General features: G+C 64.6%; 21 protein-coding genes and 1 tRNA gene. 18 read left to right on the top strand and 4 right to left on the bottom strand.

Annotated features, from left to right (window positions below; genetic code table 11):
* Positions 1-3: 3 nt before the first annotated feature.
* From ACNR9O_RS11260 to gyrA, 16 genes are all read left to right on the top strand, one after another.
* A complete protein-coding gene (locus tag ACNR9O_RS11260; protein ID WP_473680500.1) occupies positions 4-1,512 on the top strand; it encodes an NADH-quinone oxidoreductase subunit M in 1,509 nt (502 codons plus the stop codon).
* An 8-nt stretch (positions 1,513-1,520) separates the two neighbouring features.
* The gene (gene nuoN, locus ACNR9O_RS11255; RefSeq protein WP_473700772.1) at positions 1,521-2,960 is read left to right on the top strand and encodes an NADH-quinone oxidoreductase subunit NuoN; all 1,440 of its coding nucleotides are present in this window, start codon (positions 1,521-1,523) and stop codon (positions 2,958-2,960) included.
* Between the two features lie 121 nt (positions 2,961-3,081).
* Positions 3,082-3,158, top strand: a tRNA-Met gene (locus ACNR9O_RS11250).
* 616 nt (positions 3,159-3,774) lie between these two features.
* Positions 3,775-4,290, top strand: a complete 516-nt coding sequence (locus ACNR9O_RS11245) for a hypothetical protein (protein WP_473680504.1) — start codon at positions 3,775-3,777, stop codon at positions 4,288-4,290.
* A 50-nt stretch (positions 4,291-4,340) separates the two neighbouring features.
* Positions 4,341-5,846, top strand: a complete 1,506-nt coding sequence (nusA, locus tag ACNR9O_RS11240) for a transcription termination factor NusA (protein WP_473680506.1) — start codon at positions 4,341-4,343, stop codon at positions 5,844-5,846.
* 126 nt (positions 5,847-5,972) lie between these two features.
* Positions 5,973-8,789 carry a translation initiation factor IF-2 gene (gene infB, locus ACNR9O_RS11235; RefSeq protein ID WP_473680508.1) on the top strand — a complete coding sequence of 939 codons (2,817 nt, stop codon included), beginning with the start codon at positions 5,973-5,975 and terminating at the stop codon, positions 8,787-8,789.
* A gap of 142 nt (positions 8,790-8,931) precedes the next feature.
* Complete coding sequence (gene rbfA, locus ACNR9O_RS11230; RefSeq protein WP_473680510.1) at positions 8,932-9,315, top strand: 30S ribosome-binding factor RbfA; 384 nt, start codon at positions 8,932-8,934, stop codon at positions 9,313-9,315.
* On the top strand, positions 9,315-10,244 hold the full coding sequence (gene truB / locus ACNR9O_RS11225) for a tRNA pseudouridine(55) synthase TruB (RefSeq protein WP_473680512.1): 930 nt from the start codon (positions 9,315-9,317) through the stop codon (positions 10,242-10,244). The genes rbfA and truB overlap by 1 nt, the downstream gene beginning before the upstream one ends.
* 162 nt (positions 10,245-10,406) lie before the next feature.
* Entirely contained in the window at positions 10,407-10,676 is a 270-nt protein-coding gene (gene rpsO / locus ACNR9O_RS11220; protein ID WP_473680514.1) for a 30S ribosomal protein S15, read from the top strand.
* Between the two features lie 18 nt (positions 10,677-10,694).
* Entirely contained in the window at positions 10,695-12,794 is a 2,100-nt protein-coding gene (gene pnp, locus ACNR9O_RS11215; protein ID WP_473680517.1) for a polyribonucleotide nucleotidyltransferase, read from the top strand.
* Between the two features lie 136 nt (positions 12,795-12,930).
* Complete coding sequence (phaE, locus tag ACNR9O_RS11210; protein ID WP_473680519.1) at positions 12,931-13,968, top strand: class III poly(R)-hydroxyalkanoic acid synthase subunit PhaE; 1,038 nt, start codon at positions 12,931-12,933, stop codon at positions 13,966-13,968.
* Positions 13,969-13,977: 9 nt separating this feature from the next.
* Positions 13,978-15,045, top strand: coding sequence for a class III poly(R)-hydroxyalkanoic acid synthase subunit PhaC (gene phaC / locus ACNR9O_RS11205; RefSeq protein WP_473680521.1), 1,068 nt, complete (start codon positions 13,978-13,980; stop codon positions 15,043-15,045).
* Positions 15,046-15,065: 20 nt separating this feature from the next.
* Positions 15,066-15,257: a PspC domain-containing protein gene (locus ACNR9O_RS11200; RefSeq protein ID WP_473680523.1), complete on the top strand. Its 192-nt coding sequence runs from the start codon at positions 15,066-15,068 to the stop codon at positions 15,255-15,257.
* A 72-nt stretch (positions 15,258-15,329) separates the two neighbouring features.
* Positions 15,330-16,352, top strand: a complete 1,023-nt coding sequence (gene mtnA, locus ACNR9O_RS11195) for an S-methyl-5-thioribose-1-phosphate isomerase (RefSeq protein ID WP_473680525.1) — start codon at positions 15,330-15,332, stop codon at positions 16,350-16,352.
* Positions 16,349-16,759: a GtrA family protein gene (locus tag ACNR9O_RS11190; RefSeq protein WP_473680527.1), complete on the top strand. Its 411-nt coding sequence runs from the start codon at positions 16,349-16,351 to the stop codon at positions 16,757-16,759. Before mtnA ends, ACNR9O_RS11190 begins: the two co-directional genes overlap by 4 nt.
* A 138-nt stretch (positions 16,760-16,897) precedes the next feature.
* Positions 16,898-19,534, top strand: a complete 2,637-nt coding sequence (gene gyrA, locus ACNR9O_RS11185; RefSeq protein ID WP_473680529.1) for a DNA gyrase subunit A — start codon at positions 16,898-16,900, stop codon at positions 19,532-19,534.
* 95 nt (positions 19,535-19,629) lie between these two features.
* On the opposite strand, the gene ACNR9O_RS11180 is transcribed toward gyrA, so the two are convergent.
* From ACNR9O_RS11180 to ACNR9O_RS11165, 4 genes are all read right to left on the bottom strand, one after another.
* A complete protein-coding gene (locus ACNR9O_RS11180) occupies positions 19,630-19,920 on the bottom strand; it encodes a hypothetical protein (RefSeq protein ID WP_473680531.1) in 291 nt (96 codons plus the stop codon).
* A gap of 93 nt (positions 19,921-20,013) precedes the next feature.
* Complete coding sequence (locus ACNR9O_RS11175; RefSeq protein ID WP_473680533.1) at positions 20,014-20,322, bottom strand: hypothetical protein; 309 nt, start codon at positions 20,320-20,322, stop codon at positions 20,014-20,016.
* Positions 20,323-20,440: 118 nt separating this feature from the next.
* Positions 20,441-21,712 (bottom strand): M23 family metallopeptidase, encoded by a 1,272-nt coding sequence (locus ACNR9O_RS11170; RefSeq protein ID WP_473680535.1) that lies wholly within the window; start codon positions 21,710-21,712, stop codon positions 20,441-20,443.
* Between the two features lie 109 nt (positions 21,713-21,821).
* Positions 21,822-22,307, bottom strand: coding sequence for a redoxin family protein (locus ACNR9O_RS11165; protein ID WP_473680537.1), 486 nt, complete (start codon positions 22,305-22,307; stop codon positions 21,822-21,824).
* A 137-nt stretch (positions 22,308-22,444) separates the two neighbouring features.
* On the opposite strand from ACNR9O_RS11165, the gene ACNR9O_RS11160 reads away from it, so the two are divergent.
* A complete protein-coding gene (locus ACNR9O_RS11160; protein ID WP_473680539.1) occupies positions 22,445-22,888 on the top strand; it encodes an Hsp20/alpha crystallin family protein in 444 nt (147 codons plus the stop codon).
* 92 nt (positions 22,889-22,980) lie between these two features.
* On the top strand, positions 22,981-23,886 hold the full coding sequence (locus ACNR9O_RS11155; RefSeq protein WP_473680541.1) for a DnaJ C-terminal domain-containing protein: 906 nt from the start codon (positions 22,981-22,983) through the stop codon (positions 23,884-23,886).
* Positions 23,887-23,957 lie beyond the last annotated feature (71 nt).

Below are 23,957 nucleotides of genomic sequence, written 5' to 3'. Positions count from 1 at the left end.
TCCATGTTCAATCATTTGCTCAGCCTGCTGATCTGGCTCCCGATCGTCGGTGCCATTCCCGTGCTGCTGGCCGGCTCCGGCCGTCCGAATACCGCGCGATGGCTCTCGCTGCTGGTGGCCGTGCTCACCTTCGTGCTCAGTTTGTTCCTGCTGCCGCAATACAACGCGGCGGACAGCACCAAGCAGCTCGGAGAGAGCTACCTGTGGATCGCCTCGCTCGGCGTGCATTACGGCCTGGCGGTCGACGGCATATCGGTGGCGCTGATCTTGCTGACCACCTTCGTCGGCATCCTGGTCATCGTCGGCGCCTGGGAGGTCATCCAGGACAAGCCGCACCAGTACATGGCCGCCATGCTGGTGCTCGAAGGCCTGATGATCGGCGTGTTCTGTGCCACCGACGCGCTGCTGTTCTACGTGTTCTTCGAGGCCATGCTGATCCCGATGTTCATTCTCATCGGTATCTGGGGTGGCCCGCGTCGCGTCTACGCGACCCTGAAGTTCTTCATCTACACGTTCCTCGGTTCCATCTTCATGCTGGTGGGCCTGATCTACCTGTACCTGAAGGCAGGTTCGTTCGACCTGCAGACGCTGGCGGCGCTGCCGCTGAGCATGCAGGAGCAGACCTGGCTGTTCTTCGCGTTTTTGGCCGCCTTCGCGGTGAAAGTCCCGATGGTACCGGTGCATACGTGGTTGCCGGATGCCCACGTGGAGGCGCCGACCGGCGGTTCGGTGGTGCTGGCCGCGGTGATGCTGAAGATTGGAGGATACGGTTTCCTGCGTTTCTCGCTGCCGATCGTGCCGGATGCCTCGGAAGCCTATGCCTGGCTGGTGATCGGCCTGAGCCTGATCGCGGTGGTCTACATCGGCTATGTCGCGCTCGTGCAGGACGACATGAAGAAGCTGGTGGCGTACTCGTCCGTGGCGCACATGGGCTTCGTCACGCTGGGTATCTTCATCGCCTTCATGCTGGTACGCGGCGCCGGCAATCTCGATGCGGCCAAGCTGGGCATGCAGGGCGCGATGGTGCAGATGATTTCGCACGGCTTCGTGTCGGGTGCGATGTTCTCCTGCATCGGCGTGCTGTACGACCGTCTGCACACCCGCCAGATCAAGGATTACGGCGGCGTCATCAACGTGATGCCGTGGTTCGGCTTCTTCTACGTGCTGTTCGCCATGGCCAACAGCGGCCTGCCGGGCACCAGCGGCTTCGTCGGTGAGTTCCAGGTGATCCTGGCCAGCTTCCAGGCCAATCCGTGGATCGCGCTGTTCGCTGCCTTCACCCTGATCATCGGCGCTGCCTACACGCTGTGGATGGTCAAGCGCGTGCTCTGGGGCGAGGTGACCAATCCGCATGTGGCCGAGATGAAGGACATCAATGGCCGCGAGGCTTTCGTGCTGATCGCCTTCGCTGCCGCGGTGGTGGCTCTGGGCGTGTGGCCCCAGCCGCTGATCCACTTGATGGACAGCTCCGTGACGCAGCTGGTGCAGCAGCTTGGCAACCACAAGATCTGAGAATGACCATGCCGAACATCAATGACATTCTGATCATGCTGCCGGAGCTGTATCTGGTGGCGGCGGCGTGCCTCCTGCTGCTGCTGGACGCCTTCATGAAGCCCGAGCAGCGCGGCCTGCTGCACTGGCTGTCCATCGCCGTGGTGCTGGTGGCGATCTACTTGGTGATCTCCGGCCAGCCGGCGCAGCCGGTGAAGGCTTTCGGCGGTATGTTCATCCGCGACGGCGTAGCCGAGATCCTCAAGGCTTTCGCCTTGCTGAGCGTGGCGCTGATCTTCGTGTATGCGCGTCCGTATCTCGCCGACCGCAAATTGTTCGTGGGCGAGTTCTACACGCTCATGATTTTCGCGGTGATCGGTGTGATGCTGCTGGTTTCCGCCGGCAGTCTGGTCACCGTGTACCTTGGCCTGGAACTGCTGACGCTGTCCTCGTATGCCCTGGTTGCGCTTAATCGCGACTCCCGCCTGTCTTCCGAGGCGGCGGTGAAGTACTTCGTGCTGGGTGCGCTGGCCTCGGGCATGTTGTTGTACGGCATGTCGATGGTCTACGGCGCCACCGCTACGCTGGATCTGGCGACCCTGCATACGGCGGCGACCCATACCGGCGTACCGAACCTGCTGCTGTTCGGCATGATCTTCATGATCGTCGGCATCGGCTTCAAGCTGGGCGCCGCGCCGTTCCACATGTGGATTCCGGACGTCTACCAGGGTTCGCCGACCGCGGTGACGATCTTCATCGGTTCCGCGCCCAAGCTGGCCGCATTCGGCATGGCCTATCGCCTGCTGGATTCGGGCCTGGGCGATCTTGCGCAGCATTGGCAGCAGATGCTGGCCGCGCTGGCGGTGCTGTCGCTGGCGATCGGTAATCTCGTGGCGATCGTGCAGACCAATCTGAAGCGTCTGCTGGCCTACTCGACCATCTCGCACATGGGCTATCTGCTGCTGGGCCTGGTCAATGCCGGTCCGGAAGGCTATGCCTCGGCGTTGTTCTACGCGATCAGCTACGCATTGATGGGTACTGCCGCCTTCGGCGTGATCCTGGCGCTGGCGCGCGCGGGCTTCGAATGCGAGGAGATCGACGATCTCAAGGGCCTGAATCAGCGTTCGCCGTGGATGGCGTTCCTGATGATGCTGGTGATGTTTTCGCTGGCCGGCGTGCCACCATTGTTCGGCTTCTTCGCGAAGCTGCTGGTGCTGCAGGCCGCGATTCATGCCGGCATGTTGTGGCTGGCGCTTGTGGGCGCCGTGTTCGCGATCATCGGCCTGTACTACTACCTGCGCGTGGTGAAGGTGATGTACTTCGACAAGCCGGTGGAAGGTACGGAGATCAAGGTGCAGCAGGATCCGGCTTTGCGCCTGATGCTGTCGTTGAACGCGCTGACCCTGCTGGTGCTCGGTCTCGCGTGGGGGCCGCTGTTTGGCTGGTGCCGGAGCGTGTTTCCCGGCTGATGCATGACGGATGCGACTGCGTATCCGTCACGTGGAAGCGAAGCGGAAAGAAATTTTTTCGATGAAGCCGGTAAAACTCTTGCAAGAATTCGGCCACATCGCTAAACTTTCAAATTCCTGGTGCGGGGTGGAGCAGTCTGGCAGCTCGTCGGGCTCATAACCCGAAGGTCGCAGGTTCGAATCCTGCCCCCGCTACCAACTTTTCAAGAACATCGGCGCCCTCGTGGCGCCGATGTTTTTTTATGTGGCCGGACATCGTCCGCTTTGGGATGTAGGAGCGACATGGTTAGGCCCCGCCGGGCTGGCCAACATTTCGCTTCCGATAGCGGACGCCTTGAATCGTTTGTTCGGTTCGGCGTAACGGTGGCTTTCAGGCTTGCTCGCTACAGCAAGGTATGCCGACACAAATGAGCAGCTCTCTTCGGCCCCAATCCCTTCGAGCCGGAAGGGCAGTCTGGCTATCGGTCGGAAACGGCGGGACTCACGCCATTGCTGGCCCGAATGTTGCAAATCCGTGCCTGTACGGCTATGCTCCAACAACTCTGCAGCGGCTTAAGCGGAACGATGAGGCTCCCAAGTCGGAGCGCATGGTTTCCCCGCTATCGGATCTTTCTTTGAACAAGAAAGCCTCCTTGTGAGGCTTTTTTGTTGGGCGCAAGGATGCGTCGCGTCATCGTCACATCCGACTTGGTATGTATATCGGTTTGTGCGAAACGCCCGGAAAGATCCTGGGTAGGGTCGGGACATCGGCGAGATAAGGGAATGGGCCGTCAGAGCCCATTTTTTGTTTCTGGCGACAGCAAGAAGAACGGTTATGGATACGCAGGCACTGGCACAACGCTTCACCGAGGTACTGGCCGATCTTGGTCTGGCCTGCCTTGGCGTGGAATTTTCCCCGTCGCAGGGGCAGAGTACTCTGCGCGTCTACCTGGACGTGGAAGGTCGCGAGGTCACCCTCGATGATTGCGAGGCTGCCAGTCGCGAGCTGTCGGCCATGCTTGACGTGGAGGATCCGATTCCCGGGCATTACTTGCTGGAAGTGTCCTCCCCGGGAATGGATCGCCCGCTGTTCACCGCCGCCCAGTTCGCCAAGGTGGCGGGGCAGGAGGTGAAGGTGGTGCTGAAGGCGCCGATCGAAGGGCGCCGGCGCTTGCGCGGCAAGGTGGCGGAGGTGGAAGGCGAGCGTATTTCGCTGGAAGCCGAGGGGAAAGTATTCGAGTTCGAGCACGGCGCGGTGGAAAGCGCGCGCGTCGTACCGGATTGGGCAGCGCTCGGTTACGTGCCGCAGCCCAAGCCGGGCAAGAAGCCGGCCGGGAAGGCCAAGAAATAAATCCATCAGAGCGATCGGGCGTCGGAAAGGACGTCTATGGAGTTGCTGCAATGAGCAAAGAACTGTTGCTGGTCGTCGACGCGGTCGCCAACGAGAAGGGCGTGCCACGCGAGGTCATCTTCCAGGCGATGGAGGCCGCGCTGGCCTCGGCCGCCAAGAAGCGTTACCCGGACGAAGATCCGGACATCCGCGTGGCCATCGACCGCCAGAACGGCGAGTACGAGACGTTCCGCCGCTGGGAGGTGATCGCCGACGACGGTGAGATGGAATCGCCCTTCCGCCAGCTGCGCCTCATGGACGCCGTCGACGAGCGCGACGACGCGCAGATCGGTGAGTACATCGAGCAGCAGATCGAGAACGCCGAATTCGGCCGCATCGCCGCGCAGGCCGCCAAGCAGGTGATCGTGCAGCGTGTGCGCGAAGCCGAGCGCCAGCAGGTGGTCGATGCCTACAAGGATCGCGTGGGTGAGCTGATCACCGGCATCGTCAAGCGCGTCGAGCGCGGCAACATCTATCTGGACCTGGGCGGCAATGCCGAGGCCTTCATCCCGCGCGACAAGACCATCCCGCGCGAATCGCATCGCGTGGGCGACCGCGTGCGCGGTTACCTGTTCGAGGTGCGCTCGGAAATCCGCGGCCCGCAGCTGTTCGTATCGCGCGCGGCGCCGGAATTCATGATCGAACTGTTCAAGCTCGAAGTGCCGGAAGTCGGCCAGGGTCTGGTGGAAATCAAGGGTTGCGCGCGCGATCCGGGTGACCGCGCCAAGATCGCCGTAGTGGCTCACGACAGCCGCACCGATCCCATCGGCGCCTGCATCGGCATGCGCGGTTCGCGCGTGCAGGCGGTGTCCAACGAGCTCAACGGCGAGCGCGTGGACATCATCCTGTGGCACGAGAACCAGGCCCAGTACGTCATCAATGCGATGGCGCCGGCAGAAGTGCAGTCCATCATCATGGACGAGGAAAAGCACTCCATGGACATCGCGGTGGCGGAGGACAAGCTGTCCCAGGCCATCGGCCGCGGCGGCCAGAACGTGCGCCTGGCCAGCAAACTCACCGGCTGGCAGCTCAACGTGATGACGCAGGATCAGGTCGCCGCCAAGAGCGAGGCCGAGCAGGAGTCCGCCCGCCAGCTGTTCATGGAGAAGCTGGAGGTGGATCAGGAGATCGCCAACATCCTCGTGCAGGAAGGCTTCTCCAGCATCGAAGAAATTGCCTACGTGCCCAGCGCCGAGCTGCTCGCGGTGGAAGGCTTCGACGAAGACATCGTCGAGGAACTGCGCGCCCGCGCCCGCGACGCCTTGCTGACCGAGGCGCTGGCGGTGGAAGAAGGCATTGATGAGCATCAGCCGTCCGAAGAGCTTCTCTCGTTGCCGGACATGGACGAGGCGACCGCCTACGCCCTGGCCGCGCGCGGCGTGGTGACGATGGACGATCTGGCGGATCAGGCCGTCGACGATCTCATCGATATCGATGGCATGAACGAAGAGCGTGCTTCCGCGCTGATCATGGCTGCTCGCGCGCCGATGATTGCGCGCCTGGAGAAGGGCGGCTAACCGCGGGCGGCAGCGTCCTGGATGGGCGCGCCGAGGGAGTCCCAAGGGGGCTTCCACCAGGGACGGCGGTGGCTGTGCGGGTCACACCGCACGCGATAAGCGCGGGAACGGCGGAGAAAGAACACGATGTCGGACGTAACGATCAAACAACTCGCCAAGGTACTTGGCTTGCCGGTGGACAGGCTGCTCGGGCAGCTGGCCGAGGCCGGTATGAAATTCTCCGATCCGGAGCAGGTCATCAGCAGCACCGAAAAGGTGAAGCTGCTCGGCTTCCTGCGCCGTACGCATGGCAAGAGCGACGAAGCCGTCGAGGCGGAAGACAGCTCGCCGCGCCAGATCACGCTCAAGCGCCGCAAGGTCAGCGAGCTGAAGGTTTCCACGCCGGGTGGCCGCGGCGCCGGCGGCGCCAAGACGGTGAACGTGGAAGTGCGCGCCAAGCGCACCTACGTCAAGCGTAGCGTCATCGCCGAAGAGGCGAGTGCCGATGGCGAGCGCGAAGACGCACTGCGCAAGCTGCAGGAATCCCAGCAGCAACGCGAGCACGAAGAGACCGAGCGCGTCGAAACCGAGCGCCGCCGCCAGGAAGAGGCGCGCCAGCGCGAGGAAGCCGAACAGCAGCGCCAGCAGGAAGCCGAAGCCGAGCAGCGCCGCCTGCAGGCGGAAGCCGAGGCTATGGCCAGGGCGGCCGAAGAGGCCGCTGCCGCCGCGCGCGAGGATGCGCCCGTCGAGCAGCAACAGGTGCAGCCGCCGGAGTCCGCTCCGGAGCCGCAGGTGATCGCTCCCAAGGAAAAGAACGCACCGGTGCAGTCGACCGTACAGAAGATCGATCCGAAGGCGCTGGGCATGATCTTGCCGCGCATTCATGAGCCGCGTCGCCGCGAAAAGCCGGCAGTGGCTCCGGCCGCTGCCGCACCCGCTCCGGCGCCAGCGCCCGCTCCGGCGCCTGCCGCAGCGGCCGCGGCCGCCGACGCACGCAACAAGCCGCGCTTCGGCCGCGACCGCGACGAAGGCCCGGGCGGCAAGCGTTTCGCCGCCGGCGAACTGCACCTGTCCGAAGCCGATCGCGCGCGACGCAACAAGCGTGGCAAGCCGGGCCGGCCCGGCCGCAACGAGCCTGCACGTGGCGGCTCCTCCGTCGCCGGCACCGGTGCGCACGGCTTCTCCCGTCCGACCGCGCCGGTGGTGCGCGAGGTGGTGGTGGGTGACAGCAATGTGGTCGCCGATCTCGCTCAGAAGATGGCGGTCAAGGGTTCGGAGGTGGTCAAGGCGCTCTTCAAGATGGGCGTGATGGCTACCATCAACCAGACCATCGACCACGACACGGCGGTGCTGGTGGTCGAAGAGCTCGGTCACAAAGCCGTGGCCGCGAGCGAGAACAACGCCGAGGCCGCGCTGGCCGCCCACACGCAGAATGCGGAGCTGGAAGGCGAGAAGAAGCCGCGTCCGCCGGTGGTCACCATCATGGGCCACGTCGATCACGGCAAGACCTCGTTGCTGGACTACATCCGCCGCACCAAGGTCGCCTCCGGCGAGGCCGGTGGCATCACGCAGCACATCGGTGCGTACCACGTGGAAACGCCCAAGGGCGTCATCACGTTCCTCGACACGCCCGGCCATGCAGCGTTCACCTCGATGCGTGCGCGCGGCGCCCAGTCCACGGATATCGTGGTGCTGGTGGTCGCGGCCGACGATGGCGTCATGCCGCAGACGGCGGAAGCCGTGCAGCATGCCCGCGCAGCGAAGGTGCCGCTGATCGTGGCGCTCAACAAGATGGACAAGTCCGACGCCAATCCGGACCACGTCAAGCAAGGCCTCGGCAATCTGGAAGTGATTCCGGAAGAGTGGGGCGGCGACACGCCGTTCGTGCCGGTGTCCGCGAAGACGGGCATGGGCATCGACGACCTGCTCGACGCGATCCTGGTGCAGTCCGAAGTGATGGAGCTGACCGCGGTCGAAGACGGTCCCGCGTCCGGCGTGGTGATCGAGTCCAGCCTGGATCGTGGTCGCGGCCCCGTGGCGACGGTGCTGGTGCAACAAGGCACGCTCAAGCGTGGCGACTTTGTCGTGTGCGGCATCGAATATGGCCGCATGCGCGCGCTGATCGACGAGAACGGCAAGACCGTGCAGGAAGCCGGCCCGTCGATTCCGGTGCAGGTGTTGGGCCTGTCCGGCGTGCCGGAGTCCGGCGACGACTTCGTGGTCGTGGCCGATGAGCGCCTGGCGCGCGAAGTCGCCGCCGAGCGTCAGCTCAAGCGCCGCGAAACGCGTATGGTCAGCAAGGCCAACCGCCTCGAGGACATCATGGCTCAGATGGGCCAGGGCGCCGAGCAGCAGACGCTCAACATCCTGGTCAAGGCAGACGTGCAGGGTTCGGTGCAGGCGCTGCGCGAGTCGCTGAGCCAGATCGGCAACGAGAACGTGAAGGTCAACGTGATCGCGGCCGGTGTGGGCGGCATTACCGAATCCGACGCCACGCTGGCGGCGGCCTCGAAGGCGCTGGTCATCGGCTTCAACGTCCGTGCCGATGCTTCGGCGCGTAAGGTGATTGATACCGCCGGCCTCGACGTACGCTACTTCTCGATCATCTATGACGTGATCGACCAGGTGAAGCAGGCAGCTTCCGGTCTGCTGGGCAAGGAAGTCCGCGAGGAGATCATCGGTGTCGCCCAGGTGCGCGAGGTCTTCCGCAGCTCCAAGTTCGGCGCGGTGGCCGGCTGCATGGTCATCGAAGGTACGGTCAAGCGCAGCAAGCCGATCCGCGTGCTGCGCGACAACACGGTGATCTTCCAGGGCGAGCTGGAATCGCTGCGCCGCTTCAAGGATCTGGTGGACGAAGTGCGCAACGGCATGGAATGCGGTATCGCCGTGAAGCAGTACAACGATGTGAAGGTGGGCGACCAGATCGAGTGCTTCGAGCGCATCGAAGTGGCGCGCACGCTGTAAGCCGGGTGAGGGGCGTTCGAGCTCCTCGTTCCGTGACATCGGAGCCCGGACAACGCTTGTCCGGGCTTCCGCGTTTTTCGAATCCCGCTGCCGGGTCCGGCAGCGCATTGTCCGCCGCGGATGGTGGCGGTAAGGAGGCTCCATGCCCTCACGCGATTTCAAGCGCACCGACCGTGTCGGTGCCGAACTGCGCCGCGAACTGGGCCTGCTGGTCCACGCCGCGGTACGCGACCACGGGCTGCCGTCGGTGAGCGTGTCGGACGTCGAGGTGACCCGCGACCTGGATTGGGCGACGGTGTGGGTGACCGCGCTTCTGCCGGAGCAGTCCAAGGAGGCAGTCAAGGCCTTGAACGAACTGGCCGTGGAATTCCGCCGTTCGCTGTCGCGCAGCATGCGCATTCGTCGCGTACCGGAGCTGCGCTTCAAGTACGACGATTCCGTCGACAAGGGCGAGCGCATCGAAGCGCTGCTGCGCCAGGAGGCGCGCGATCTCGGTACGGACGGCGGAAAAGACGACGAAGATTGATGGGCCGCATCCGTTTCCGTGATCTCCACGGCATTCTGCTCCTGGACAAGCCGCTGGGGCTGAGCTCCAACCAGGCATTGCAGAAGGCCAGGCGCCTGCTGCGCGCCGAAAAGGGCGGGCACACTGGCGCGCTGGATCCGCTGGCGACCGGCCTTTTGCCCCTGTGTCTGGGGGAGGCGACCAAGATCGCCGGGAGCCTGCTGGGAGCGCGCAAGGCTTACCGTGCCGAAGTACGCCTCGGCGCGACGACCACGACCGGTGACCTCGAGGGCGATGTGCTGGAGCGGCGGCCGGTTCCCACCATGGACGATGTCACCGTGGAAGCCGCGCTGGCGGGGTTTCGCGGGCGGATCGTTCAGGTTCCGCCGGTCTATTCCGCCCTCAAGCAGGGCGGCGAACCGCTGTATCTGAAGGCCCGTCGGGGCGAGGCCGTGCAGGCCACGCCGCGCGAAGTCGAGGTGCATCGCCTCGAACTGCTGTCGCGGAGCGCGGATACGCTGGTCGTCGAAGTGGAGTGTGGCTCGGGTACCTACATTCGCAGCCTGGCCGCGGATCTGGGCGAGACCCTTGGCTGCGGCGCGCATCTGACCGCGCTGCGTCGGCTGTGGGTCGAGCCGTTCCGGCAGCCCGTCATGGTCACCCTGGAGCAGCTGGCGGAGGTCGCCGCGCAGGGCGACGCCATCATGGATACGCTGGTGCTGCCGCTGGCAGCCGGTCTGGCCGGGTGGCCGGCGCTCCGGCTGGATCAGGAGCAGAGCCTGGCCGTCTCTAAGGGGCGCAGGATCCAGATCCAGGGAGTGACCGCCGGCGCCTATGCGGCGTTCACGCCGGATAACCGTCCGTTGGCCTTGTGCGAAGTAGACCCGGACGGCACGCTGCGCATCCAGCGCGGCTTCAATTTGCCCATTCAGGCATCCGCAGGGCCATGACGACGCTAATCGCGTGATTGTCATGGTCTTGTTGTACGACCGGCCGGCTCGGTAGAATATGCCGCTTGTTCCTAGAGCTTTATTCATCCAAGGCGGAGCTTGCGCAACGTCATCCAGTGGCGTTGCGCAAGCTTCGCACCCGTTTTTGAGGAAGAGAAACCCATGTCCCTTACTGCTGAACAGACCGGCAAGATCATTGCTGATTTCGGCCGCGCGCCGAACGACACCGGTTCGCCGGAAGTCCAGGTGGCCCTGCTGTCGGCCCGCATCGACCATCTGACCGACCACTTCAAGACCCACAAGCAGGATCATCATTCCCGCCGCGGTCTGCTCAAGCTGGTCAACCAGCGCAAGAGCCTGCTGGGCTACCTGAAGAAAAACGATCAGGGACGCTACCAGGCACTCATCGAACGCCTCGGCCTGCGCCGTTAATCGGACAAGGACATCAAAGTGGCGAAAGTAACCAAGTCATTCCAGTACGGTAATCACGAAGTCACACTGGAGACGGGCGAAATCGCCCGCCAGGCTTCCGGTGCCGTCATGGTCAGCATGGGCGGCACGGTGGTCCTGGTGACCGCCGTGGCGGCTGCCAAGGCGAAAGAGGGGCAGGATTTCTTCCCGCTCACCGTCGACTACCAGGAAAAGTTCTATTCCGCCGGTCGCATCCCGGGCGGCTTCTTCAAGCGCGAAGGCCGTCCGACCGAGAAGGAAACGCTGACCTCCCGCCTGATCGATCGCCCCGTTCGTCCTCTGTTCCCGGAGGAGTTCAAGAACGAAGTGCAGATCATCGCCCAGGTGCTCTCGCTGAACCCCGAGATCGACGGCGACATCCCGGCCATGCTCGGTGCGTCCGCCGCCCTGAGCCTCGCCGGCATTCCGTTCAAGGGACCGATCGGCGCCGCCCGCGTCGGTTACGCCAACGGCAAGTACCTGCTCAACCCGACCGCCGCCGAGCTGAAGACCTCCGACCTCGATCTGGTCGTGGCCGGCACCTCCAATGCGGTGCTGATGGTCGAATCCGAAGCCAAGCTGCTCAGCGAAGAAGTGATGCTGGGTGCCGTGGTGTTCGGTCACCAGCAGATGCAGGCCGCCATCCGTGCGATCGCCGAGCTGGCCACCGAGGCCGCTCGCCCGTCGATGGACTGGCAGCCGCCGGCGCGCAACGAGTCGCTGGCCGCCGCCGTGCGCGGCTTCGTCGGCAACAAGCTGGAAGAAGCCTTCCAGGTGCGCGACAAGCTGCAGCGCCGCGACGCCATCGCCGCGATCAAGGCCGACCTGCTCGCGTCGCTCAAGTCCGAGGCCGAACAGCATGCCTGGCCGGTCGCCGACCTGGTGAAGGAATTCGGCGATCTCGAATACCACACCATGCGCGATAGCGTGCTGAAGACCAAGGTGCGCATCGACGGCCGCCAGCTGGACGACGTCCGCCCGATCACGGTGCGCGTCGGCGTGCTGCCGCGTACCCACGGCTCGGCGCTGTTCACCCGCGGCGAGACCCAGGCGCTGGTCGTGGCCACGCTAGGCACCACCCGCGACGCGCAGATCATCGACGCGCCGGAAGGCGAGTCGAAGGATCCCTTCCTGTTCCACTACAACTTCCCGCCGTTCTCGGTGGGCGAGGCCGGCCGCTTCGGCGCGCCGAAGCGTCGCGAGATCGGCCACGGCCGTCTCGCCAAGCGTGGCGTGCAGGCGGTCAAGCCGAGCATCGAAGAGTTCCCGTACGTGCTGCGCGTGGTCTCGGAGATCACCGAGTCGAACGGTTCCTCCTCGATGGCTTCGGTCTGCGGCTCCTCGCTGGCCATGATGGACGCCGGCGTACCGCTGAAGGCGCCGGTGGCGGGCATCGCCATGGGCCTGGTGAAGGAAGGCAACGACTTCGTCGTGCTGTCCGACATCCTGGGCGACGAGGATCACCTCGGCGACATGGACTTCAAGGTGGCCGGTAGCGCCGATGGCGTCTCCGCGCTGCAGATGGACATCAAGATCGACGGCATCACCGAAGAGATCATGAAGGTGGCGCTGGAGCAGGCCAAGCGTGGTCGCCTGCACATCCTCGGCGAGATGGCCAAGGTGATCAGCGAGCCGCGTTCGGAGATGAGCGAGTACGCCCCGCGCCTGCTCACCATCAAGATCCATCCGGACAAGATCCGCGAAGTCATCGGCAAGGGCGGCGCCACCATCCGCTCGATCACCGAAGAGACCGGCACCACCATCGATATCAGCGACGACGGCACGGTCGTGATCGCCTCGGTCAACCGCCTAGCGGCGGACGAAGCGAAGAAGCGCATCGAGCAGATCGTTTCCGACGTCGAACCGGGCCGCATCTACGAGGGCAAGGTCGCCAAGCTGATGGACTTCGGCGCCTTCGTGACGATCCTGCCGGGCAAGGACGGTCTCGTCCATGTCTCGCAGATTTCCAACGAGCGCGTGGAAAAGGTGTCCGACAAGCTGAAGGAAGGCGACATCGTCAAGGTCAAGGTGCTGGAAGTGGACAAGCAGGGCCGCATCCGCCTGTCCATGAAGGCGGTGACCGAGGAAGAGGGCGCCTGAGTCCTCCTCGGACATAGGTTGGAACCGAAGGCCCGGCTATGCCGGGCCTTCTTTTTTTCGGGCTTTCGCCGATGCGTCACGGGAGTGCCGGTGGATCGCTTTTGCTACGATGCCTGCGTAGATCAGGAGGATGCGCATGAGCGATCAGGCCAACGATGTGATGAAGCAATATCAGGCATGGGCGCAGCAATCGTGGGATGCATGGATGCGATCGCTGCAACTGGCGCATCACCCTGCCGCGCCACCGGCTTCCGACGACCTGCTTTCGCGCGCCCTTGGCGGCTTGAAGAGCTACTCGGACTGGCTGCAGGCGGCCGCGACCGGCGGCGTGGCGGGTGTCGGCCAGGATGACTGGCAGCAATCGCTGCGGCAGCTTTTCACGGGCGCCAGCCAGCCGTTCGCACAAGCCTTCGCCGGGATCGACAACGCCGCGGCGCATGGTTTCGCGCAACAGTGGCAAGCCTGGCTGCAAGCCGCCGCGCAATCGCCTTTCGGTGCCCCGGGGGCCGGTTTCAGCGACGCGCCGGCTTTTGGCTACACGCGCGAACGCCAGCTGCAGCAGCAGGCGCTGGCCGACGCCATTCGCGCTTACCTCGACACCTCCGCCCGCTACCAGGCCCTGATCCTTCGCGCGAACGCGGAGGGTTTCGAGCGCCTGCAGGCGAAGCTCGGAACCCATGCGGAGCCGGGGCGCCAGGTGGAATCCCTGAAAGCGCTGTACGACCTCTGGGTCGATGCGGTCGAAGACGCTTACGCCGACATCGCCTTGTCCGATGAATTCCGCGAAGCGTACGGCGCGATGGTCAACGCACAGATGCACGTGCGTCAGTTGCAGCAGCAGCAGGTCGAATCCGTCTGCCGCGAGCTGGGCATGCCCACGCGCAGCGAGGTCGATTCGCTCGGCAAGCGTGTGCAGGAGCTTCGCCGCGAGATGCGTGCCGCGTCCACGGGAGCCCGCGCACCCAAGGCCGCTGATGATCGCGAACTGGACGCGCTGCGCGCCGAAGTGGCCGCACTCAAGCGCAAGCTGGCCAGCAAGGGCGAAGCGGCGCCGCCGGCTCCCAAGAAAGTCGTATCCGACTCGCTCGGCGATGGCCAGACCAAGCGTAAGCCGCCGGCCCGCCGCTCGGCCAAGACCGTTTCCGCACGCGGCACCCAGCGCAAGCGCAAGTAAGGATCAAGCATGTTCACTCCTCTACGCATCGATCCGGCCAAGGTCCTCGGCGAAGTCGCCGCCTTCCAGCGCAAGCTGGCCGCCGGCATGGAAAGCCTGCGCGGCATGTCTGAGCCCGACTACGCCAACACGCCGCGCGAAGCCATTTATCGCGAAGACAAGCTCACCGTCTGGCACATGAAAGGCCATGGCGCGCCGACCTCGAAGACACCGCTGCTGATTGTGTACGCTCTGGTCAATACCGTGTGGATGACTGACCTGCAGGCGGACCGTTCGCTGGTGCGCAACCTGCTGGAACAGGGCGAGGACGTCTATCTGATCGACTGGGGTTATCCGGACGGCGCCGACCGCTGGCTCACGCTGGACGACTACCTCAACGGCTATCTGGATCGTTGCGTCGATGCCGTGCGCGCACGGCACGGGCTGGGTGCGGTCAACTTGCTCGGCATCTGCCAGGGCGGCGCCTTCTCTCTGTGCTACACCGCGATGCATCCGGAGAAGGTCAAGAACCTGATCACGATGGTCACGCCGGTGGACTACCACACGCCTGACAACATGCTCTCGCACTGGGTGCAGAACCTTGATGCGGATCTGTTCGTCGATACGCTGGGGAACATCCCCGCCGAGCTGATGAACTGGGTCTACCTCACGCTGAAACCGGTGCGCCTGAACCAGCAAAAGTACGTGAGCATGGTCGAGCTGCTGGACAACCGGAAAGAGATGGAGAACTTCCTGCGCATGGAGCGCTGGATCTTCGACTCGCCGGACCAGGCCGGCGAAGCCTTCCGCGAGTTCATCAAGGACTTCTACCAGGGCAACAAGCTCGTGAAGGGCACGCTGACCATCGGCGGGCAACCGGTGGACCTGGGCATGATCACGCAGCCCGTGCTGAATATTTTCGCCGAGCAGGATCATCTGGTGCCGCCGGATGCATCGCGTGCGCTGGGCAAGCACGTGGGTACGACCGATTACACGCAGCTGGCCTTCAAGGGCGGGCATATCGGCATCTATGTATCCAGTCGCGCCCAGCGCGAAGTGCCGCCGGCGATCCACCAGTGGTTGCGGTCCAGGGACTGAATGTCATCGAGGGGGAGAGCATGAACAGCGAAAAGCGTCTTTGCCGTTCCAGTCGCCAGAAAATGCTGGCCGGCGTATGTGGCGGTATCGCCGAATACCTCGGCTGGGACGTCACCATCGTCCGTCTGCTGTGGATCGTTCTGACCATGGCCGGCGGCTCCGGTATCCTTATCTACTTGGTCCTGTGGCTGGTGATGCCGCAGGACACCTGAGTCCACCCGCGGGGCGGGCGCTTGGCGTGCCGCGCCGGCGCACGTTCGCCACCGCATGAGCCAGTGTTTTTCATGACCATCGATTACGACCGTTACGACCGAATTCGCGCCGTGCAGTGGCGCGGCGATCATCTGCGCCTGCTGGACCAGCGGCTGCTTCCGCGCGAAGAGCGCTGGATCGACTGCCGCGATGCCGCGGACGTGACGCAGGCCATCCGCGACCTCGCCGTGCGCGGTGCGCCGGCCATCGGCATCGCCGCGGCCTGGGGCGTGGTACTGGCGGCGAAGCAGGGCGCACCGCTGGAGCCCGCACTGGCGCAGCTGCGGGCTGCGCGCCCCACCGCCGTCAATCTGATGTGGGCGCTGGATCGCATGAAGGCCTGCATTGCGACCACGGGTGCAGATGCTGCGGCGCTCGAGCGCGAAGCGCAGGCCATCCAGGACGAAGATCTGGCCGCCAACCGCCACATGGGCGAACTGGGCGCCGCGCTGATCGCGCCGCATTCGGGCGTGCTTACGCATTGCAATACCGGCTCGCTGGCGACCGCGGGCTTCGGCACCGCGCTCGGTGTGATCCGCGCGGGCGTCAGTGCAGGGCGCATCGAGCAGGTCTACGCCGGCGAAACGCGGCCCTGGCAGCAGGGCGCGCGCCTGACCATGTGGGAGCTGGTGCGCGACGGCATTCCGGCCCGGTTGATCGCCGATTCGGCGGCTTCGCATCTGATGCGCTCCGGTGCGGTGCAATGGGTGATCGTCGGCGCGGACCGCATTGCCGCTAATGGCGATACCGCCAACAAGATCGGCACCTATCAGCTGGCCATTGCCGCACGCCACCACGGCGTGAAGTTCATGGTAGTGGCGCCGTCCTCCACCGTGGACATGGCCACGCCGTCCGGCGAGGCGATCGAGATTGAACTGCGCGATCCGGCCGAGCTGTTGGCGGTGGCCGGGCAGCGCACCGTAGTCGAGGGTGCCGAGGCGTGGAATCCGGTGTTCGACGTGACGCCGGCGGAACTGATCGATGCCATCGTCACCGAGCGCGGCGTCATCGAGCGGCCGAGCGCGCTCGCCATGCAGGCGATGTTCGGCTCATGAAGCTTCGCCGCGAAGCGGGGCTGTTCTTCGTCGGCGGCGTGATCGGCTTCGTCGTGGACGCCGGCGTCGTACAGAGCCTGGTGGCGTTCGCCGACTGGAATGCCTACGTGGCCCGCGTGGTGTCCTTCCTCCTGGCGGCCACGGCGACATGGTGGTGGAACCGCCAGTACACCTTCGCCCATCGTTCCAGCGGCCGTCCGTGGCACCTGGAATGGCTGCACTGGATGGGATTGATGACGGCCGGCGCGCTGGTCAATTACGCCACGTTCGCCGCCATGCTGATCAGTTTCCCCGGCCTTCACCGCTGGCCTGCGGTCGCCGTGGCGGCCGGTTCGGTGGTGGCGGCGCTGGTCAATTTTTCGACAGCGCGAGGGGTGCTTTTCAAGGGCTCCAAAAGCTCCGCGTAAACCCTTGATTCCATTGGTCAAAATACTGTCTTTCGGACGGTATTTCTGTTACACTTCAACGGTTCCATCCGGGCCTGATGCGCGAGCGCCTGAAGCGCGCGCGGCGCGGCCCTTTTTCTTCATCAGGGAAGCCGATTGATGGCAGAACTCGCCAAAGAAGTCATCCGCGTCAACATCGAAGATGAGATGCGCCAGAGCTACCTCGATTACGCGATGAGCGTGATCGTGGGCCGCGCCCTTCCGGACGTCCGCGATGGCCTCAAGCCCGTTCATCGTCGCGTACTGTTCGCGATGAACGAACTGAGCAACGTCTGGAACAAGCCTTACAAGAAGTCCGCCCGCGTAGTCGGTGACGTCATCGGTAAATACCATCCGCATGGCGATGCGTCCGTCTACGACGCCATCGTGCGCATGGCGCAGCCGTTCTCGCTGCGCTACATGCTGGTGGACGGCCAGGGTAACTTCGGCTCGGTCGACGGCGACAACGCCGCAGCCATGCGTTACACCGAGGTGCGCATGGCGCGCCTCACGCACGAGCTGCTCGCCGACATCGACAAGGAGACCGTCGATTTCGGTCCCAACTATGACGAGAGCGAGAGCGAGCCGCTGGTGTTGCCCACCCGCGTGCCGAACCTGCTCGTCAACGGCTCCGCCGGCATCGCGGTGGGCATGGCCACCAACGTGCCGCCGCACAACCTCAACGAGGTGATCGCGGCGACCATCGGCCTGATCGACGATCCGTCGCTGTCGGTCGACGATCTCATGCAATACATCCCCGGCCCGGATTTTCCGACCGCGGGCATCATCAATGGCTCCTCCGGCATCGTCGAGGCATACCGGACAGGCCGCGGTCGCATCCTGGTGCGCGCCAAGACCGAGATCGAGACCGAGTCGAACGGCCGCGAGACGATCATCGTCACCGAGCTGCCGTACCAGGTGAACAAGGCTCGCCTGATCGAGAAGATCGCCGAGCTGGTGAAGGAGAAGAAGCTCGAGGGCATCAGCGAGCTGCGCGACGAGTCCGACAAGGACGGCATGCGCGTGGTGATCGAGATCCGCCGCGACGCGATGGCCGACGTGGTCCTGAACAACCTGTTCCAGCAGACCCAGCTGCAGGTGACGTTCGGTATCAACATGGTCGCGCTGTTGGACGGCCAGCCGCGCCTGCTGAACCTCAAGGACATCCTCGAGGCCTTCATCCGCCACCGCCGCGAGGTGGTCACTCGCCGCACCATTTTCGAACTGCGCAAGGCGCGCGCCCGTGCGCACATCCTCGAAGGCCTCACCGTCGCGCTGGCCAATATCGACGAGATGATCGAGTTGATCCGCAGCTCCGCTTCGCCGCAGGAGGCGCGCGAGCGCATGCTGGCGCGCAAGTGGCAGCCGGGCATGGTGGCGACGCTGCTGGCCGCGGCCGGCGCCGAGTCGTCGCGTCCGGAAGACATGGATCCGCGCGACGGCCTGAAGGCCGACGGCTACCAGCTGTCCGACGCGCAGGCCCAGGAAATCCTGGCCATGCGCCTGCACCGCCTGACCGGCCTGGAGCAGGAAAAGCTCTCCGACGAATACCGCGAGATTCTCGAGACCATCCGCGGCCTGATCGAGATCCTCGAAGATCCGGCAAAGCTGCTGGCGGTGATCCGCTCCGAGCTCGAAGTGATCAAGGAAGAGTTCGGCGATGCGCGCCGCACCGAGATCCAGCATTCGCAGGAAGATCTCAACGTCCTGGACCTGATCGCGCCCGAAGACGTGGTGGTCACGCTGTCGCATACCGGCTACGTCAAGCGCCAGCCGGCCAGCACGTACCGGGCGCAGCGCCGCGGCGGCAAGGGTCGTTCGGCATCCGCGCTGAAGGACGAGGATTTCGTCGAGCAGCTGTGGGTGGTCAACACCCATGACACGCTGCTGACCTTCACCAGCACCGGTCGCGTGTACTGGCTCAACGTGTACCAGATGCCGGAATCCGGCCCGAACGCGCGCGGCAAACCGATGGTGAACCTGCTGCCGCTGGCTCAGGGCGAGAAGGTGCAGGCCGTGCTGCCGGTACGTGAGTACAGCGACGACCGCTACGTGTTCTTCGCCACCAAGCAGGGCACGGTGAAGAAGACGCCGCTCAACGAGTTCGCCTTCCAGCTGCAGAAGGGCAAGATCGCCATCAACCTGGACGAGGGCGATGCGCTGGTTAATGTCGCGCTGACGGACGGCAACAGCGACGTGCTGCTGTTTGCCTCCAACGGCAAGACAGTGCGCTTCGACGAAGGCGAAGTGCGGTCAATGGGCCGTACCGCCACGGGTGTGCGCGGCATGAAGCTGGCCGATGGCGCCGAAGTGGTGTCGTTGATCGTGGCCGAGCCCACTGGCGACATTCTCACCGCCACAGCACGCGGTTACGGCAAGCGCACTGTGCTCGACGAGTTCCCCAAGAAGGGGCGCGGTACGCAGGGCGTCATCGGCATTCAGTGCTCCGAGCGTAACGGTGGCCTGGTCGCCGCCGTCCAGGTCACCGATGCGCACGAGCTGATGCTGATCTCCAATCAGGGCACTCTGGTGCGCACCCGCGTGGCAGAGGTTTCGCAGCTCGGCCGTAATACGCAGGGTGTGACCCTGATCCGCTTGCCGGCCGAGGAATCGCTGGTCAGCGTGGTGCGCCTGGACGCGGAGGAAGAAACGGAAAGCAATGGCGACGACGTGGACGGTGGCATCGCCGGCACGCCGGGCGAAGCGACGGACGGCGCGGCAGCGCCGGGCGACGCCGAGACGCCGACCGAGGAGTAGGGCCTCGCCGGTCGTCGCGGCCGGCTTGCCTGATACGTCAACCGCCTGCCTTGCGGCAGGCGGTTTTTTTTAGCGTGCGGATTTTCCGGCAGGACTCAGTGATAGCTGGCGGTGACGATTTCCGCTTCTTCAGGCGCGAAGTCTGCGAAGTACTCCAGCAGATCAGATGGCCATTCGGTAGCGCCGATCGACTCCCTGCCGATATGCAAAGACGTTGTCGCCGACGCCGGGTGAGAGCCGTGCAGGCGGCGCAAGGAATCTGTCGGCACGACGATGGCGCCGCGGAAATGGATGGTCCCGCCTGGCTCACCGGCGCATGCCGTCGTAGATGCTGTCACCAGCGCGGCCGCGATAAGTGTGGCGATGGCCTTGTGTGGATGGATCAAGCGTGAGCTCCCATGGTGTTTGCCCTTGAAGGACGACCGTCCGGGGCGGGAGCTAAAGTGCGGCGTTCCGGTGCATCGAACCTGCCGACGATGTCACGGATACACGGCAGTGACGAGCTTTGCGCTCCCGTTGGCGTAGGTCGCGAAGTAATCGAGCAGATCGATGGGTAATCGCGTCAAGGCATGGCGAACGGATTCGGTGCCTACATGGGCGACGCGCGGTTCCGTCGAAGACGGCAGCAAGCCTGCGACGAATCGTTGTCCCGGAAGCGTAGGGGCGACGATCGAACCTATGAAATGGATCTGGCCAAGGCTGCGGTTGTCGGCATGCGAGGCCAAGGAAAGCGCAGCAGTGGTGACGAATGAAGCGAGCAGCAATGACTTGCGGAAACGCGTGTTCATGGCGGCCTCCAAAGCAATGACGGTGACCAGACATGTACGCGTTGAAATAAGAATATTCAATTAGACATTTCTTACCCAAGAGGCTCGCACATCGGTTCTTGCAGCCAGCCATTCGCGATCAATCTTGTGGTCTGGTACGGCTTGCCCGCGGCTCGACCTGACGTTTGAAGGGGAAATACGGCGGTTCAAAGGTCACGACGGACAAGGGCCTGGGAAGCAGTGCTTCCTGCCTCACGCCGATGGCGGAAGGTCGCCACGGCTTTTCCTGCGCGAATCGTTCGATGGAGTCGTACTCGCCGAACCAGCCGAAGCGGTCCAGTACGAAGGGAAGCCCTTCCGCGTTCAACGGGTCGTTGCGATCGGCCACATGCATGTGCAAATGAGGCCCGGTCGTTTCGCCGCTATAGCCCAGGCGGCCGATGACGTCGCCGCGCCGGACTTTCTGGCCTGCCTTCACGGCGATGCTTCCGGTCTGCAGATGTTCGTAGAACACGTACTGGCCATGGCCCAGATCGAGGCTCACATAATTACCGGCGGCATCCTGCAAGGACACGTGTGTCGGCTTGCCCGGATCGACCCTGTCCGGTTCCGGCATGCCATCGACCGCAGCGGCCACCGTGGCGTCGGCGCCGGCCAGGACATCTTCGCCATAGCCCATCCAGTGAGTCGCCATGGTGGCATCGCCCGTGGTGTAGCGTCCCGCCGAATCGACCTTGATCCAATCCACCGCAAAGCGGCCGGGGATGTGCACCGCTCCCGCCACCGCGTACAGCGTGCGGCGGTGGCCGCGTGGCCACGATGCGTCGTAGATGGCAGCCCAATAGCCTCCTCGAAGCGGCGGCGCGAGTACCACCGGCGATGGCCATGAGGAGAGCGCTATCGATCCTCCCTCGATGCTGATGGCGCGGTGTTCGCCTTCTGTTTCTTCGGCCTCCAGTCGATGCGTCAGGCGGATTCCCGCAGGCGGCGGTGACGCGATCGGAAGGTTGATATAGACCACAGTGCGAATGCCGGGAGGAATGGTCAGGAGATCGCCATGTCCGCGCGGCAGATCGGTTCTGCCGAGCATGGAACTCAAGGCGGGCAGGGAATCGCGCTCGTCGTACTGGCGAAGAACCTCGCCGGTATCCGCCGTCACGATAGCGAGCCGGCGCAAGCGCAACGGCGCGCTGGCGAAATTGGTCAGATGCAGCTCGTAGGCCAGCTGCCATGCCTGCCCGATGCGCGCCGGCGACGGCTGCCAGGGCACCTGCACATCGAACCCCGTGGCGAGCGGGGCTGTGCCGGACTGTTGCGGATGTTGCTCTGCGAATAGGGAAGGCGACCACGATACGGCGCCTGTAAGGGTCAGCATGGCCAGGGGCTTACCGATGACCGAGATGATCTTCATGCCGTCCCCCCCAACGTCAGTGCGGCACGGTGCGCAAGAACCGGTTTGCGTACCAGTGCCTTGCCGCGAGCGGTGCGCCCGCGGCCGGCCCACGGGAATGCCGGGCGTTTCATCCGTCCAGCGCCGTTAGCATCGCTTCTGCGCTGGACACGCGAAATTCTCCTGGCGCCTCAAGGTGGAGCTGCCTGACCACGCCATCCTCCGCATACAGCGCGAAGCGGCGCGCGCGCAGTCCCATGCCGTAGGCGGCGCCATCCAGTTGCAGTCCCAGAGCCAGGGTGAAGCTGCCGTTGCCGTCGGCAAGCATCAGCATGCCGGGTGGCACCTGCTGGTCGCGCGCCCAGGCCTGCATCACATAGGCATCGTTGACCGCCAGACAGGCCACGTCCACGCCGCGCTGCTGGAACTCGGCGTAATGCTGCACATACCCGGGCAGGTGCTTGTTGGAGCAGGTAGGGGTGAAGGCGCCCGGCACGGCGAACAGCACCACCTTGCGATGCGCGAAGCATTCGGACGTCCGGCGGGACTGGATCTCGCCGCCGACGATCGCTTTCAGTTCGAGGTCGGGTAGCGGCTGGCCGATCTGGATCGTCATGTGAATTCCCAAGCATCAAATGAATGCGCGGATGCTAGCGCCTGGCGGCCGCAGCTGTCGTCTTGAATCGATCCGGCCCGCACCTATCTAGGACGCAGGCGGTGATGGCACCGCAACCATTTCGAGAGGACAGCCCCATGTACCTGGGACGCAATCTTTCCTGGAACAACCATGCCCTGGGCGATTTCCGCCAGGCCGTCGACCGCTTGTTCAATCCCGACGAAGTCGATCCGAACCGTGGCGCGGCCGCGCACTGGGCGCCGCGCGTGGACATCAAGGAAGACGAGCAGCGCTACGTGATTCTCGCCGACATTCCGGGCATCGACCCGGCCCAGATCGAGGTGAGCATGGACAAGGGTGTGCTCACCATCAAGGGCGAGCGCAAGCAGGAGACGGTCGAGAACGGCCGTGTCACCCGCCAGGAGCGCGCGCATGGCGCCTTCTTCCGCCGCTTCGCGCTGCCTGATGGCGCCGATGCCGAGGGCATCACCGCGTATGGCCGCCATGGCGTGCTTGAGGTTTCCATCCCCAAGCGGGCAGAGACCGCGCCGCGGCGCATTACCATCGAAACCACGCACTGAGTCGTCGACCAGTGTTGCGGCTGCGGCCCGCTGCGGACCATGATCCGCAGCGGGCCGTCCGCGTTGCTTGAACCAGTTGCCGGGGAGTGGCGGTGGAATTCAAAGATTATTACGAGATCCTGGGCGTGAAGCCGGACGCCAGCGAGGCCGACATCAAGTCGGCCTATCGCAAGCTCGCCCGCAAATATCATCCGGACAAGAACAAGGAAGCGGGCGCCGAAGAGAAGTTCAAGGCCATCAACGAGGCCAACGAAGTGTTGCGCGACCCGGAAAAGCGTCGCGCCTACGACAACCTGCGCGCCGGCGGTTACCGCGGCGGCGAGCAGTTCCGCCCGCCGCCGGGCTGGGGACAGGGCCACGGTTTCGATGTCGGCGACATGGGCCATGGCGGCGATTTCAGCGACTTCTTCGAGAGCCTGTTCGGTCGCGGCGCCGCCGGCGCGGCACGCGGTGCGCCGCGTGCGATGCGCGGCAACGATATCCAGGCGCAGGTGCAGATCGAACTGCAGACCGCGTTCGATGGCGGTCGTACGCGAGTGGCGCTGCACGACGGCAGCGGCAACGAACGCGTGCTGGAAGTGAAGATCCCCGCCGGCATCCAGACCGGGCAGGTGATCCGCCTGTCCGGACAGGGGCATTCCGGCCGCAACGGCGGCCCCAATGGCGACCTGCTGCTGGAAGTGCATATCCGCGACGACGCCCGCTTCCGCCTTGAGGGACGCAACGTGCTGCACGTGCTGCCGATCGCGCCATGGGAAGCCGCGCTGGGCGCCACGGTGCCGGTGCCGACACTGGCCGGCGCGGTGGACCTGCGCATTCCCGCCGGTTCGCAGTCCGGTCGCAAGCTGCGTCTGAAGGGGCGTGGCATGCCGGGTCCACAGCCGGGCGATCAGCTGGTGGAGCTGTCCATCCGCACGCCGCCGGCGGAGACGGAGGCGCAGCGCGAGGCGTACGAGGCCTTGCGCGATGCATTCGAAGGATTCGATCCGCGGCGTTGACCTCAGCCGTTCCGGCCTCGGCCGGGACGGCGAGCCATAAAAACGGCGCCCTTGGGCGCCGTTTTTTTTTA

Source organism: Dyella sp. CR10, from assembly GCF_055814425.1.
This window is presented reverse-complemented; position numbering and strand designations above follow the sequence as displayed.